This is a genomic window from Nocardioides imazamoxiresistens (genome assembly GCF_032378595.1).
GTDB lineage: Bacteria > Actinomycetota > Actinomycetes > Propionibacteriales > Nocardioidaceae > Nocardioides > Nocardioides imazamoxiresistens.
This window is the reverse complement of sequence record NZ_JAVYII010000005.1, coordinates 293,157-307,114: the sequence shown is the minus strand read 5'-3', so window position 1 is coordinate 307,114 and position 13,958 is coordinate 293,157. Positions and strand designations below refer to the sequence as shown.

Annotated in this window: 15 protein-coding genes; 13 read left to right on the top strand and 2 right to left on the bottom strand. The window is 74.2% G+C overall.

The genetic code is table 11. The features are described from left to right. Positions 1-84 precede the first annotated feature (84 nt). The 13 genes from glnT (at position 85) to RDV89_RS12950 (ending at position 12,488) form a co-directional block, all read left to right on the top strand. Positions 85-1,434 (top strand): type III glutamate--ammonia ligase, encoded by a 1,350-nt coding sequence (gene glnT / locus RDV89_RS13010; protein WP_315733480.1) that lies wholly within the window; start codon positions 85-87, stop codon positions 1,432-1,434. Between the two features lie 22 nt (positions 1,435-1,456). Beyond that, positions 1,457-2,383 (top strand): class II glutamine amidotransferase domain-containing protein, encoded by a 927-nt coding sequence (locus tag RDV89_RS13005; protein ID WP_315733479.1) that lies wholly within the window; start codon positions 1,457-1,459, stop codon positions 2,381-2,383. After that, positions 2,371-3,117, top strand: a complete 747-nt coding sequence (locus RDV89_RS13000) for a hypothetical protein (RefSeq protein WP_315733478.1) — start codon at positions 2,371-2,373, stop codon at positions 3,115-3,117. The genes RDV89_RS13005 and RDV89_RS13000 overlap by 13 nt, the downstream gene beginning before the upstream one ends. A gap of 12 nt (positions 3,118-3,129) precedes the next feature. Further along, a complete protein-coding gene (locus RDV89_RS12995) occupies positions 3,130-4,470 on the top strand; it encodes an FMN-binding glutamate synthase family protein (RefSeq protein ID WP_315733477.1) in 1,341 nt (446 codons plus the stop codon). Positions 4,471-4,520: 50 nt separating this feature from the next. Next, the gene (locus tag RDV89_RS12990; RefSeq protein WP_315733476.1) at positions 4,521-5,066 is read left to right on the top strand and encodes a HutD/Ves family protein; all 546 of its coding nucleotides are present in this window, start codon (positions 4,521-4,523) and stop codon (positions 5,064-5,066) included. Next, complete coding sequence (locus tag RDV89_RS12985; protein ID WP_315733475.1) at positions 5,063-6,193, top strand: FAD-dependent oxidoreductase; 1,131 nt, start codon at positions 5,063-5,065, stop codon at positions 6,191-6,193. The genes RDV89_RS12990 and RDV89_RS12985 overlap by 4 nt, the downstream gene beginning before the upstream one ends. Further along, the gene (locus RDV89_RS12980) at positions 6,190-7,413 is read left to right on the top strand and encodes an allantoate amidohydrolase (RefSeq protein ID WP_315733474.1); all 1,224 of its coding nucleotides are present in this window, start codon (positions 6,190-6,192) and stop codon (positions 7,411-7,413) included. Before RDV89_RS12985 ends, RDV89_RS12980 begins: the two co-directional genes overlap by 4 nt. Positions 7,414-7,436: 23 nt before the next feature. Further along, positions 7,437-8,135: a helix-turn-helix domain-containing protein gene (locus tag RDV89_RS12975; protein ID WP_315733473.1), complete on the top strand. Its 699-nt coding sequence runs from the start codon at positions 7,437-7,439 to the stop codon at positions 8,133-8,135. Beyond that, positions 8,132-8,578 (top strand): membrane protein insertion efficiency factor YidD, encoded by a 447-nt coding sequence (yidD, locus tag RDV89_RS12970; protein WP_315733472.1) that lies wholly within the window; start codon positions 8,132-8,134, stop codon positions 8,576-8,578. The genes RDV89_RS12975 and yidD overlap by 4 nt, the downstream gene beginning before the upstream one ends. Positions 8,579-8,661: 83 nt before the next feature. Beyond that, complete coding sequence (locus tag RDV89_RS12965; protein WP_315733471.1) at positions 8,662-9,378, top strand: hypothetical protein; 717 nt, start codon at positions 8,662-8,664, stop codon at positions 9,376-9,378. 195 nt (positions 9,379-9,573) lie between these two features. Then, positions 9,574-10,854 carry an HNH endonuclease signature motif containing protein gene (locus tag RDV89_RS12960; protein WP_315733470.1) on the top strand — a complete coding sequence of 427 codons (1,281 nt, stop codon included), beginning with the start codon at positions 9,574-9,576 and terminating at the stop codon, positions 10,852-10,854. Positions 10,855-11,034: 180 nt separating this feature from the next. Next, positions 11,035-11,595, top strand: coding sequence for a DUF6318 family protein (locus tag RDV89_RS12955; RefSeq protein WP_315733469.1), 561 nt, complete (start codon positions 11,035-11,037; stop codon positions 11,593-11,595). Between the two features lie 239 nt (positions 11,596-11,834). Next, entirely contained in the window at positions 11,835-12,488 is a 654-nt protein-coding gene (locus RDV89_RS12950) for a hypothetical protein (RefSeq protein WP_315733468.1), read from the top strand. Here the strand turns inward: RDV89_RS12950 and RDV89_RS12945 are convergent. Both RDV89_RS12945 and RDV89_RS12940 read right to left on the bottom strand, forming a co-directional pair. After that, positions 12,424-13,173 (bottom strand): DUF4166 domain-containing protein, encoded by a 750-nt coding sequence (locus RDV89_RS12945; protein WP_315733467.1) that lies wholly within the window; start codon positions 13,171-13,173, stop codon positions 12,424-12,426. The genes RDV89_RS12950 and RDV89_RS12945 overlap by 65 nt on opposite strands. Continuing rightward, entirely contained in the window at positions 13,170-13,955 is a 786-nt protein-coding gene (locus tag RDV89_RS12940) for a hypothetical protein (RefSeq protein ID WP_315733466.1), read from the bottom strand. The genes RDV89_RS12945 and RDV89_RS12940 overlap by 4 nt, the downstream gene beginning before the upstream one ends. Positions 13,956-13,958: the final 3 nt, after the last annotated feature.

The following is a 13,958-nucleotide window of genomic DNA, read 5'->3' as shown; positions in this document are numbered from 1 at the left end:
ACGACGACGAAACACTCCGGCAACACCCGCTGTGTCTACTACTCGTGGACAGTGATTCACTACAGTGGACAAGCGGAGGGCACGATGACCGAGACCACGCAGAGCACCGAGGCGGCCGACCTCGCGACGCTCGCCGAGAAGGCGGGAACGACCTTCATCCTGGCGCTCTTCGTCGACCTCAACGGCAAGCCGTGCGCCAAGCTCGTGCCCGTCGAGGCGGTGCACCAGCTGCAGACCGAGGGTGTCGGCTTCGCCGGCTACGCCGTGGGCTCGATGGGCCAGGAGCCGAAGGACCCCGACCTCATGGTGGTCCCGGACCCCGCCAGCTTCACCCCGGTCCCCTTCATCAAGGAGGGCCTCGCGATCGTGCACTGCGACCCGCACGTGGAGGGCCGGCCGTGGCCGTTCGCGCCGCGCGTCGTGCTCAAGGCCATGCTGGCCCGGCTGCAGGCCGAGCGCGGGCTCGAGGCCTTCGTCGGCGCGGAGGTGGAGTACTTCCTGCTGCGCCGCGAGGCCGACGGCTCCCTGGTCACCGCCGACCCCGGCGACAGCGCGGCCCGACCCTGCTACGACGCCCGCGGCGTCACGCGGATGTACGAGCACCTCGCCGCCGTCTCCCGCGCCATGAACGAGCTCGGCTGGGGCAACTACGCCAACGACCACGAGGACGGCAACGGCCAGTTCGAGCAGAACTTCGAGTACGCCGACGCGCTGACCACCGCGGACCGCGTCGTGACGCTGCGCTACCTCATCTCGATGCTCGCCGAGGAGCGCGGCATGGTCGCCACGTTCATGCCCAAGCCCTTCTCCGACCGCACCGGCTCCGGGCTGCACCTGCACCTGTCGCTGTGGCGGGACGGGGCCTCCGCGTTCCCCGACGCCGACGACGAGCGCGGCCTCGGCCTCAGCCCCACGGCGTACTCGTTCGCGGCCGGCATCCTCGAGCACGCCTCGGCCCTGCAGGCCGTGCTCGGGCCCAGCGTGAACTCCTACAAGCGCACCGGCGCCGTCTCGACGACGTCGGGGGCGAGCTGGGCGCCGAACTTCCCGACCTACGGCGGCAACGACCGCACCCACTTCATCCGCGTGCCCGACCACCACCGCCTCGAGCTGCGCGGCGGGGACGGCTCCGCGAACCCCTACCTCGCGATCGCGGCCACCATCGGCGCCGGCCTCGACGGGATCGAGCGCGACCTCGACCCGGGCAGCGTCGGCGGCGACAACGGCACCACCCGCGACCCGCTTCCGCGGACCCTGCTGCACGCCGTCGAGGCCCTCGAGGCCGACCCCGTGGTCGGGGCGGCGCTCGACGTGGCGGGCGGCGGGGAGCACGCGGTGGCGGCCTACTTCGCCGAGTCCAAGCGCGCCGAGTTCTTCGCCTACCACGCGCGCGTCACGTCCTGGGAGATCGACCACTACCTCACGGCCTACTGAGCCGCTGCAGAAAGGACCGCCCATGTGCGGCATCGTCGGGTTGCACCTGCGCAACCCCGCCCTCCAGCCCCGCCTCGGCGAGCTGCTCACCCAGATGCTCTGCGAGATGCAGGACCGGGGCGCCGACTCGGCCGGCATCGCCGTCTACGGCGACCCCCGCTGGTCGCCCGCGGGCCACGTCACCGTCTCGTTCGTGCCGGACGCCGCGGCGACCGGCCTCGGCAGCGGTACGCCCGCCACCACCGCCGCCGGTGCGCTGACGGCGGCGCTCGGCTCGGCCGTCGAGGTCGTCGACGCCGGCCCGACGCTGGTCGCCCACGTGCCCGCCGAGGTCGGCACGGACGCGCTGCGGGCCGCGGTGCTCGAGGCGTACCCCGACGCGCTCGTGGCGGGCTTCGGCGCCGACGTCGCGGTGCTCAAGGGCGTCGGACACCCGCGCGACCTCGCCGAGGCGTACGGCCTGCCCGCCGCCCAGGGCTGGCAGGGCGTGGGGCACACCCGGATGGCCACGGAGTCGGCGGTGACCCCCGGCGGCTGCCACCCCTACGCGGTCGGGCCCGACCAGTGCCTCGTGCACAACGGCTCGTTCTCCAACCACGCCTCGATCCGGCGCGACCTGGTCGCGGCGGGCGTCGAGTTCGACTCCATGAACGACACCGAGGTCGGCGCCCGCTTCGTCGCCGACCGCCTCGCGGCCGGCCTGACGGTCGAGACCGCGCTCAAGGAGCTGCTGACCACGTTCGACGGCTTCTACACGCTGCTGGTCGCCGACTCCGACTCCTTCGCCGTCGTGCGCGACGCCATCGCCTGCAAGCCCGCGGTGATCGCCGAGCACGACGACTGGGTCGCGATGGCGTCGGAGTACCGCGCCCTCGTCGGCCTGCCCGGCATCGCCGAGGCCCGCATCTACGAGCCCGAGCCCGAGAGGATCTACGCATGGACGCGCTGAGCACCCTGGCGCCCACCCTGGCGCCCGTCGCCACCCGCGAGCTGGACCTGGCGACGACGCCGCTGCGCACCGTCAACGCCCTGCTGCAGGGTCGCGAGGTCGAGGGGCACGACGCCCTCGCGCCCGACGAGGGCGCCACGATCACCCACCCGCGGGGTGCCCACGCGGTCGCCGTCGGGCTCGACAGCCCGCGCCAGGTCACCGTCGCGGGCCACGTCGGCTACTACGCCGCGGGCATGAACCAGCGTGCCGACGTCGTCATCGAGGGCAACGCCGGGGTCGGCGTCGCGGAGAACATGATGAGCGGCTCGGTGCTGGTGAAGGGCAACGCGTCGCAGTCGGCGGGCGCCACCGCCCACGGCGGCCTGCTCGTCGTCGAGGGCGACGCGGCGGCGCGCTGCGGCATCTCGATGAAGGGCGTCGACATCGTCGTGGGCGGATCGATCGGCCACATGAGCGCCTTCATGGCGCAGGCCGGACGGCTCGTCGTGCGCGGCGACGCCGGCGAGGCGCTGGGCGACTCGATCTACGAGGCCCGGATCTACGTGCGCGGCGAGGTGGCCTCGCTCGGCGCCGACTGCGTGGCCAAGGAGATGCGCGACGAGCACCTCGCCGAGCTCGCCGCGCTGCTCAAGGCGGCCGGGTTCGAGGACGACGACCCGGCCACGTACACGCGCTACGGCTCCGCCCGCACGCTCTACCACTTCCGCGTCGACAACGCGTCGGCGTACTGAGAGGACCGAGAAGTGAACGACGACCTCACCCTCGCGCGCCGGGGCCTGCGACCCTCGGCCACGTTCGACCCCGCGACCGTCCACGACATCCAGCGGGCCGCCGAGACCGGCATCTACGACATCCGCGGCGGGGGCGCCAAGCGGCGGCTGCCCCACTTCGACGACCTGCTGTTCCTCGGCGCCTCGATGTCGCGCTACCCCCTCGAGGGCTACCGCGAGCGGTGCGGCACCGACGTCGTGCTGGGGGCGCGCAACGCCACGTACCCCCTGCACCTGGCCACGCCGGTCACCATCGCCGGAATGAGCTTCGGCGCGCTGTCCGGGCGCGCGAAGGAGGCGCTCGGGCGCGGGGCCAGCGAGGCCGGCACGTCGACGACGACCGGCGACGGCGGGATGACCCCGGAGGAGCGGGGCCAGTCCAAGCACCTCGTGTACCAGTACCTGCCGAGCCGCTACGGGATGAACCCCGACGACCTGCGCAAGGCCGACGCCATCGAGATCGTGCTCGGCCAGGGCGCCAAGCCCGGCGGCGGCGGCATGCTGCTCGGCCAGAAGATCTCCGAGCGCGTGGCCGGGATGCGCACGCTGCCGCAGGGCATCGACCAGCGCAGCGCCTGCCGCCACCCCGACTGGACCGGGCCGGACGACCTGACCATCAAGATCGGCGAGATCCGCGAGATCACCGGCTGGGAGAAGCCGATCTACGTCAAGGTCGGCGCCTCGCGGCCCTACTACGACGTCAAGCTCGCCGTGCACGCCGGCGCCGACGTGGTCGTCGTCGACGGCATGCAGGGCGGCACGGCCGCGACGCAGGACGTGTTCATCGAGAACGTCGGCATCCCCACGCTCGCCGCCGTCCCGCAGGCCGTCCAGGCGCTGCAGGAGCTCGGCGTGCACCGCCGCCCCGACGGGGTGCAGCTCATCGTCTCGGGCGGCATCCGCACCGGTGCCGACGTCGCGAAGGCGCTGGCGCTGGGCGCCGACGCCGTCGCGATCGGCACGGCCGCCCTGGTCGCGCTCGGCGACAACGACCCGCGCTGGGACGCCGACTACCGGGCCATCGGCTCGGCCGCCGGCTACTACGACGACTACCAGGACGGCCGCGACCCCGCCGGCATCTCCACCCAGGACGACGACCTGGCCGCCCGCTTCGACCCGGTCGAGGGCGGGCGTCGCCTGGCCAACTACCTGCGGGTGCTGACCATGGAGGCGCAGACCATCGCGCGCGCCTGCGGCAAGGCCCACGTGACGCACCTCGAGCCGGAGGACCTGGTCGCGCTGACGATCGAGGCCGCCGCCATGGCGCGGGTGCCGCTGGCCGGCACCGACTGGATCCCGGGCCGGCCGCTCTGAGCGAGCCCGGCGCGAGCGACCGGGTCCTCGACCCGGCGGGGCTGCCGGGCGTGCCGTGGCGCAACGGCCGCGGCACGACCCGGGAGCTCGTCGCCGCGCCCGACGGCGCGTGGCGGGTGAGCGTGGCGCACGTGCCCGGGCCGGCGGCGTACTCCCGCTTCGACGGCGCCGACCGCGTCTCGTGCGTGGTGGCCGGCGACGGCCTGGCACTCGTGGTGGACGGCGCGGAGGTCTCCGCCCGCCACGGCGAGGTGGTGGCGTACCCCGGCGAGGCCGACACCCGCGCGGTCCCGCTCGGCGGCGCCGTGCAGAACCTCAACCTCGTCCTGGCCCGGGGACGGGTGCGCGGCTCGATGCGGGTGCGCGACGTGGACGCGGGCGGGATCCGGGACCCGGACGCGGTCGCGGTGTGGGTGCTCGCGGGCGAGCTGGAGCTGCGGGCGGGGACGGTACGCCCGGGGCACGTCTGGCTGCCGGAACCCGGCGGGCCGGCGGGCCCCGCGGGCGGGGTCCGCGGCGCGGCGCGGGCGGTGGTCGTCACGGCGACGCCCGCGCGAGAATCGGTGCAGCAACTCGACGAGGAGGGACGACGTTGACGTCGTACGTGGTGGTGGGAGCCGGACTGGCCGGGTCGGCGACGGCCTGGGAGCTGGCGCGACGCGGGCACGAGGTGACGCTGGTCGAGCGGACCACGCCGGCCAACGAGCACGGCAGCTCGCACGGGTCGGCGCGGATCTTCCGCTACGGCTACCAGGACCCGTTCTACACGGGCCTGGTCGTGCGGGCGCGCGAGGCGTGGGACGAGCTGGAGGACCTGGCCGGGACACGGCTGGTCACGCCGACGGGCTCCCTGGACCACGGGGTCGGCCGCCGCCCCGACAACCTCGCCGCGATGATGGCCGGCGCGGGCGTCGAGCACGAGCTGCTGAGCGCCCCGGCCGCCGCGGAACGCTGGCCCGGCCTGGTCTTCGACTCCGACGTGCTGTGGCACCCCGGGGCCGGCGTCATCGACGCCGAGGGCTCCGTGCTGGCGATGGCGCGGCTGGCCGAGGCCGCAGGCGCCACGGTGCTGACCGGGTGGCCGGTGGCGCGGGTCGTGGCCGACGGGTCGGGGTTCCGGGTGCTCTCGGACGACGGCGCCGAGCTGCGCGCCGACCACGTGGTCGTCAGCGCCGGCGGCTGGCTGCCCGACCTGCTCGGGACGCTGCCGGCCGCGCTCGCGCGGCGCGTGCCGCCCCTGCAGGTGCGCCAGGAGCAGGCGTACCACTTCCCCTACCGCGAGACCCCGGACGGGCTGCCGGCCGACGGCTGGCCGACGTTCATCCACAAGATCCCGGGCATCCAGGTCTACGGGCTCCCGGGCGGGCGCGACGCCGGGTTCCGCGGCCAGAAGGTCGCGGAGTACAACGGCGGGCCGGTGATCGGCTCGGCCGCCGCGGCCGACGGCGTGGTCGACCCGGCCAACCGGGCGCGGGTGGTCGCGTACGTCGAGGAGCACCTGCCCGGACTCGTGCCGGAGCCGTACGCCGAGACCACCTGCCTGTTCACCAACACCCCCGACGAGGACTTCGTGATCGACGGCGCGGACGGCATCACGATCGTGTCACCCTGCTCGGGCCACGGCGCCAAGTTCGCCCCGCTGATCGGGCGGCTGGCGGCCGACGCGGCCACCGGTGCGGGCGAGGTCGCCCCGGCCTTCCGGCTCGCGGCGGTGGGCGCGTGAGCGCCTCGGTCGCGGGACTGCTGCGCGAGATCGCCGACGTCGGTCGCGACGCGACTCGCGGCGGCTGGTCGCGCTTCGTCTTCGACGACGCCGAGATGGTGCTGCGCGAGTGGTTCGTCGAGCAGGCGCAGCGGCGCTCGCTGGAGGTCGAGACCGACCGCAACGGCGCCATCTGGGCGTGGCGCCACGGCAGCGGAGGCCCGGGCACCGGCGGTCGCGCGATCGTCACCGGCAGCCACCTCGACTCGGTGCCGGGGGGAGGGGAGTACGACGGTCCGCTCGGCGTCGCCTCCGCCCTCGCGGCCCTCGACCTGCTCGAGGCGCGCGGCGTGCGCAGCGAGAAGCCGCTGGCCGTCGTCGCCTTCCCCGAGGAGGAGGGGGCACGGTTCGGCGTCGCCTGCCTCGGCTCGCGGCTGATGGCCGGCGCGATCGACCCCGACCGGGCGCGCGGTCTGCGCGACGCCGACGGCCGCACGTTCGCGGAGGTCGCGGCCGCGGCCGGGCTCGACGTCGAGCGGATCGGGCCCGACCCCGAGCGGCTCGCGGGCCTCGAGGCCTTCGTGGAGCTGCACGTCGAGCAGGGCCGGGGCCTCGTCGACCTCGGGCAGCCGGTCGCGATCGGGTCCTCGATCCTCGGGCACGGCCGGTGGCGGTTCTCGGTCACGGGGGAGGGCAACCACGCGGGGACCACGCGGATGCTCGACCGTCGCGACCCGATGGTCGTGGCGGCCGGGATCGTGCTGGCGACCCGCGAGGTCGCGGCCGGGCACCCGGACGCGCGGGCGACGGTGGGCCGCGTCGTGCCGGTACCCGGGGGCACCAACGTGATCGCGTCCCGCGTCGACCTGTGGCTCGACGCGCGACACCCGGACGACGCCGTGACGGCGGCCGTGGTCGCCGCGATCCATGAGCGGGCACGGGCGGTCGCGGCGGCCGAGGGCTGCACGGTGGAGCTGGTCGAGGAGTCGTACGGCGGCACCGTGCACTTCGACGCCGGGCTGTCGGGCCGGCTCGGCCGCGTGCTGCCCGAGGCTCCGGTGCTCGACACCGGTGCCGGGCACGACGCCGGGGTGCTCGCGGGCTCCCTGCCGACCGCGATGCTCTTCACCCGCAACCCGACGGGCGTCTCCCACTCGCCCGAGGAGGCGTGCGAGGACACCGACGCCGAGGCGGGCGCGGCGGCTCTGGCCGACGTGCTGGAAGACCTGCTGCGTCCGTGACCGCCGTCTCCTAGGGTTCACCCATGTCCACCGAGCCTGCCCGGTCTGCCGGGTCCGCGGAGGGGTCCGCCGACGACACCGACGCGTCGCTGCTGCGCAACCGGGCGGGCACGGCGCGCGAGCGCCGGCCCTCCGACCCGCTCGAGGAGCTGGCGCTCGAGGAGGCCATCGCGCGCAACGTGCGGAGCCTGCGCACCCAGCACGGGTTGTCCGTCGGGGACATGGCGGAGCGCGTGGGGATCTCGAAGGCCATGCTGAGCAAGATCGAGAACGCGCAGACCTCCTGCAGCCTCAACACCCTGGCGCGGCTCGCGGTCGGTCTCGACGTGCCGGTGACGTCGCTCTTCCGCGGCGCGGAGGTCGAGCGGCCGGCCGCCTTCGTGGCGCGGGGCACCGGCGCGCGGATCGTGCGGGCGGGCACGAAGGAGGGGCACGAGTACGAGCTGCTCGGCTCCCTGCGCGGCGAGCACAAGCGGCTCGAGTGCCTCCACGTGACGCTGACCGAGAAGAGCGAGACGTACCCGCTCTTCCAGCACCCGGGCACCGAGTTCGTCTACCTGCTGGAGGGCGTCATGGATTACTCGCACTCGCGCACCGTCTACCGCCTGCACCCGGGCGACTCGCTGCAGATGGACGGCGAGGGCGCCCACGGCCCGGTCGAGCTCGTCGAGCTGCCGATCCGCTTCCTGTCCGTCATCGCGTTCCCGGAGGCCTCGCTGTGAGCTGGTTCGACGAGCTGCGCGGTCGCCGACGCCGCGACCGCGGGGGTGGCCGCGGCTACCGCGCGCCCCGCCAGGGGAAGAAGCGGAAGGGGGACGGCTGCGACTGCGGCGGGGACTGCTGCGACCTGGACTGCTTCTCGTTCCTGGCGCTGACGACCGTGCTGCGGGCGCTGCTGGGGATGTTCGCGCCGTCCGCGGTCGACCCGCACACCCTGCGCCCGCACTCGCCCGGCGCGCGGCTGGCCGCCCGGCTGGTGCGGTCCTACCAGCTCAACGTCTCGGCCCGCCGGGCCACGCCGGTGTGCAACCTCGCGCCGTCCTGCTCGCGCTACGCGCTGCAGGTCGTCTCGACGCACGGGCTGCTGCGCGGCGGGGTGCTCGTCGCGCGCCGGCTGCGGGAGTGCCGGGCGGCCGGGCGTACGCGCTCGACGGACGGTTCCTGACCGGACGCGATCGGCGGTGACGGGTTCGTCGCCTCGCTCGAAAACCGGCGGCGGGCTGCGGCGCGTCGGCCTAGGGTCGGCGCATGGGGACCGGAGCGATCACGGCGGCGGACTACGGCGCGCTCGCGCGCAGCTCGCCGTGGCTGTGGCGCTCGGTGCACCTGCGCTACCGCGGCGGGCTCGACGAGGTCGAGGCCTGGATCGACCGGCCGGGGCGGATGCGGCTGCGGTACCCGTCGGGGGCGGAGGAGGAACGCGCCGAGGACCAGACGGCCCCGTCCTCTGCGCGCTCGTACGTCACGCTCGGCGGCGACCCCGACGGCCCGCCGCCGCGGTTCCGCTCCCCGCACGAGGTGCGGCCGGAGCAGCGGGACGACGGGCTGGTGGCGCGGCGGCCGGACGACATCTTCGTGGTCTACGACGACCCGATCTGGCGCAACTACAGCTGGATCGCGCTGCTGGACCCCTCCGAGCTGTCCGAGGGGGTGCTGGTCGAGGAGCCCGCCGTCGTCGAGCGCCGGGGCCGCGAGACCTGGACGGCGCGGCTCGCGCCGACGGCCGACTACGAGGCGCGCTGCGACTGCTGCGCCCTGATGTGGTCGCGCGTCGCCGCGGACCGCTCGGGGATGAACATCGCGGCTGACGCGACGTTCCCCGAGGCGTACGACATCGCCCTCGACCGCGCGACCGGCATCGTGGTCTCGGCGCGCCCCGCGGTCCCGGGCTTCGAGGACCGCGACAGCCTGTCGTTCGAGGTCGAGATCGTCGAGCACGAGGCGTGGCCGGCGGCGGGTGGGTGAGGAGCAAGGCGCCTGGCGCTGGCTGCTCCGGATTACCCGGTTCACCGGGTAACGCTCGACTTGGGCCCTGTTTGAACGGGGTCGAGGTCGAGTGTTTCGGCACGAAGTCGGGTCTCGGCGGCACGCGGTTCGGTCCGTCCACAGCGCGGGTCGGCGTGGGGTCGAACTGTCGGTGGCTCCTGGTTGAGTGGGTCCATGGCAGGGGGAACGGGGACCTTCTCGCCGGGATCGGGGCATCCGGTGCTGGCGGCGATCGGGCGCGCGGACGAGCACGTCGGGGACGCGCTCGAGCTGGGTCTGCTGACGCTGGACGAGGTGGATGCGCGGTCGGCGTTGGTCGCCGCGCAGCGTCACGCTGCGCGCACGGCAGCCCTTGCCGCGAAGCTGGCCGCGCGGGCCGATGAGCTGCAGGTCGGTCGTGTGGACGGGTCGCCGTCGACCGCGGTGTGGTTCGCGAACGCCACCGGCGTGACGCGCGGTGAGTCGCACCGGCTGCTGCGGGTCGGGCAGTCGACGGAGAGGTACGTACGTCTGGCCGCGGCCGCCGCAGCCGGCGACGTGTCGCTCGACCAGGCCGACGTGATCGTGCGGGCCTTGGATGCTCTGCCCGATGAGATCGACGCCGAGACCGTGGGTCGCGCGGAGGCGGTGTTGGTCGAGAACGCGGTTCGGTTCGACGCTCTGGCCCTACGGAAGCTCGGCAAGCGGATCCTCGACGTCGTCGCACCCGAGGTCGGCGAGGCCCACGAGGCCCGGCTGCTCGCGGCCGAGGAGCGGTCGGCGATGGCGACGGCGTCGTTGACGCTGCGCGACCTCGGCGACGGACGCACCTCGATCAGGGGGATCCTGCCCACCCTCCACGCCGAGATGCTCGGCAAGGCCCTCGACGCCTACGCCGCACCCGGTCACAAGAACGCCGGTTCTGATGAGGCGGACCGGTTCACGACCGGGACCCCGTCGCCGCTGCGCCGAGGGGAGGCGTTCGTCGAGCTCATCGAGGCCCTCGACGCCCGCGACCTGCCCGAGGTCGGCGGCACGAACGCAACCGTCGTGGTGAATCTCGACCTCGATGCGTTGCTGCGCGACCTCGGTGTCGCCACGCTCGACACCGGCGGACGGATCAGCGCCGCCGAAGCCCGCCGCCTGGCGTGCTCGGCGAATCTCGTGCCCGCGGTCCTGGGCGGCGGCAGCGAGGTATTGGACCTCGGCCGGGCCCAGCGCTATCACTCCAAGGCCCAGCGGCTGGCGATCGCGCTGCGGGACAAGACCTGTGTGACCGACGGTTGCGACCGCCCGGCCCACCAGTGCCAGGTCCACCACTGGACGCTCTGGTCAGCGGGAGGCGCCACCACGGTGAGAGATGCCGGCCTGCTGTGCGGGCACCACCACCGCAAGGTCCACGACCCCCGCTACGAGACCCGCCGCACCCGACATCCCCTCGGCCACACCACCGTCCGGTTCGTCCGACGACCCTAGGAGCGGGCGACGCGCCGGGCTTCTCCACAGATGTCCGGCGGGGGCTGGTGGTGGGCGGCGAGGCTCACCTAGATTCGCTGTGTCGCGGAGCGATCGGGGGCGCCGCGGCGGGCGTGATTCTCGGGAGGAACCATGCGAGTGCCGCGAGCACGCACGAAGGCGACCGGAGCCACAGCCGCCATGGCGGCCCTGGTAGCCCTCGCGGTTGCCGGCTGCACGGGCGGGTCCGGCAGCGACGACGACGCCGACGATCCCTCGACGTCCTCGGAGACGTCGACGTCCGCCGGTCCGACCGACGACGCCAGCGAGACCGCGGTCGAACCGCCTGAGCTGCCGGCCGAGGCGCAGGAGCAGACGGAGGCCGGCGGCGACGCGTTCGCTCGTTTCTACGTCGACGTCATGAACTACTCGCAGGCGACCGGTGATGCAGCGCCCCTCGAGACCTACTCCACTGACGCTTGCTCGGTGTGTGACGGGTACGAGGAGGCGACTGCGGAGGGTTACGCCGACGGGGGGCACCTCGAGGGCGGCACGTTCACGATTCGTGAGTCGTCCGTGCTCCCAGCTGACTACGGCGCCGACTTCGGGATCTACCTGGTCCTCGACGTGGCCGACCTGGTCGTCCACTTCGGAGATGGCAGCGAGCGCCGCGACGCCGGACAGGAGTATCGGATCGGGATGTACCCCGTGTGGACCGACGGCGGGTGGCTGATCAACACGATCGCGGTTCCCACCTCGTGAGCGCCAGGGTCGCCCGAATGGTGCTGCGAGCTGCTGGGGTCATATTCATGACCAGTGCGCTCGTGCCCGTGGGTGTCGGGTCGTCCGCGGCGGCAGGAGGCGCAGCACCCGGTGTGCGGCACGGTCCTGACCGGACCATCCTGGCCAGTGCCGGCGCCGATCCGGGGGGCGCTCCACGAGTGGAAGAGCCCGGGGACGACGACACGCGAGCCGATGCTTCTACGGGCGAGGGCAGCTTCTTGCTGCGTGGCCGACGCAACTTCGCTGAGGAGCAGTCGGAGTCAACAAATACCGCCCAGGGCCGCTCGCGAGCGGGCGGATCGGACCCGGCGCAGACCCCGCCGACCGAGCTCCCCGACTTCATGTGCACCCGCGGGGCCCTCTCCGGCGGCGTCGATCCCTCGATCCTGTGCCCCGAGGCAGCGGAGTCCGAGCCGCAGGAGGCGGCGGCGCCGGTCGTGACGCCGGGCATGGTGCTCGAGGCGTTCGAGGCGGTCGCGTTGCCCGAGGCGGTCCTGCAGGTGCAGCCGCCCGACGGGCGCACGCTGGTCAACCTGGACACCAACTTCTTCACGACCGCGGAGCCGTTCACCGAGACGGTCACCCTGCTCGGGCAGGTGGTCGAGCTCGACATCTCCGCGACCGGGTTCGCCTGGGACTTCGGCGACGGCGCGACGCACGCGACGAGCACGCCGGGGGCGGCGTACCCCGACCTCGAGGTCACCCACGCCTACACGGGCGCGGGCACCGTCAGCACCGGCGTCACCATCACGTGGAGCGCGCGCTTCCGGGTCGACGGGGGAGCGTGGGCCGAGGTGCCCGGCACGGTCACCATGACCAGCGCCGGCGTGCCGCTCGAGGTCCTCGAGGCCACGCCGGTCCTGACGGAGTGACCGCTACTCCCGCGCCTCCTCGCGCGTGGGGCGCACGGTGAGGGACACGCCCTCGGGTGGCACGGCGCGGCGGTGGGGCGACGAACGAGCCGCGGTAGCCGAACAGTGGCCCGAACGTGCGGTTCGCGACGACGACCTCGATGTGGTGGCGGCCGTCGGCGTCGTCGTACCACTCCCGCACCTCGCCGCGACCCGACGCCAGCATCGGGAACCGGAAGCCCACGCGGCCGGCGTAGAACCGCTGCTCGTCGGTGCGCAGCACGAGCCCGCCGCGCTCGTCGACCTCGAGCTCGACGTCGGCGGCGAGGTGCTGGTGGGTGCCGAGGTAGTCGACGACGCGGCCCCGCTGCTCGCTGTAGATCATCGTGGCGTCGAAGCGGCGCCGCACCGTCGGGAGCTGGAAGGTGCGCACGAAGGTGACGGTCTCGCGGCCGTGACGGTCGACGTACGGCCAGTTCTCGATCGTGAACGGCACGTCCCGCCCGGTCTCCGGGAACATGATGTGCCGCAGCAGCCCGAACGCGAGGAACGGCCGGGTGAAACCGCGGCGCCGCCAGATCTCGTCCATCACGCCGACCCCGACGCTCCCGAACCCCGCCTGCGACGACACGTCGAAGCGCGCCTGGATCTGCGGGTGCAGCCGCTCGAAGTCGGCGCCCAGCGCGCGGCGGTAGATCGAGGTCACGTCGGGCTCCTCAGGGTCGCGAGGGTGTCGGGGGCCTGCCGGGCGACGCGGTCGGGCGGGCGGCGGAGGGTACGCCTCGCGCGCGGCGCCCCGGGCAGCGGCGGCGCGGCCGTGGCCACCGCCCCCGCGGCGCCGAGGGCCAGCGCGACGGTCAGTCGTCGGACGCCTCGACGTGACGACGCGGAGGCGGCACCCGCCGCGCCGGCCGCGACCCCCACGAACGCACCGCGCGCCGCGAGGTCGAGGAGCGCGCGGCGCAGCGCCGTCTCGGGCGGCACCCCGTCCTCGACCCACAACCGCAGCCGGTCGAAGCTCCACGCGGTGCCCCAGCCGACGAGCCGGCGGAAGCCCGCGCGGTCCACGACCGCGCCCAGCGGCCCCCACCCGGGCTCGTAGTCGAAGCCGGTGAGGAAGCGCACGCCCTCGTCGGTCGGCACGTAGCGCCACCAGCCGCTGCCGCGCCGGATCAGCGAGAGCGGGTCCGGGGAGCCGAAGCGCAGCGCCGACGTGCAGGACCCGTCCGGACGCCACCGCTCCCCGACGCTGGTGCCGGTGCCCGCGACGGTGCGCAGCGGCAGGTGCAGGGCGTACCGGAAGACCCGCGGCGCGTCCGCCTCCTGCTGCTCGACGTCGGTGATCTCGGAGAAGCGCACGTCCCAGCGGGTGTGCTCGCCCGCGACCTGGGTGCGCTGCCACAGGGTCTCCAGGTCGCCCCGCACGCGCGTCTCGACGTAGATCGGGCGGGCACGGGCGCGCCACCAGCGGCGGACCGGGGAGGTCACCGG

Excerpts from the sequence above, each read along its gene's own strand:
- RDV89_RS12955 (WP_315733469.1), top strand. The coding sequence starts at position 11,035 with ATGGCGGCCCTGGTAGCCCTCGCGGTTGCCGGCTGCACGGGCGGGTCC.
- RDV89_RS13005 (WP_315733479.1), top strand. The coding sequence starts at position 1,457 with ATGTGCGGCATCGTCGGGTTGCACCTGCGCAACCCCGCCCTCCAGCCC.
- RDV89_RS12965 (WP_315733471.1), top strand. The coding sequence starts at position 8,662 with ATGGGGACCGGAGCGATCACGGCGGCGGACTACGGCGCGCTCGCGCGC.
- glnT (WP_315733480.1), top strand. The coding sequence starts at position 85 with ATGACCGAGACCACGCAGAGCACCGAGGCGGCCGACCTCGCGACGCTC.
- RDV89_RS12975 (WP_315733473.1), top strand. The coding sequence starts at position 7,437 with ATGTCCACCGAGCCTGCCCGGTCTGCCGGGTCCGCGGAGGGGTCCGCC.
- RDV89_RS13000 (WP_315733478.1), top strand. The coding sequence starts at position 2,371 with ATGGACGCGCTGAGCACCCTGGCGCCCACCCTGGCGCCCGTCGCCACC.
- RDV89_RS12960 (WP_315733470.1), top strand. The coding sequence starts at position 9,574 with ATGGCAGGGGGAACGGGGACCTTCTCGCCGGGATCGGGGCATCCGGTG.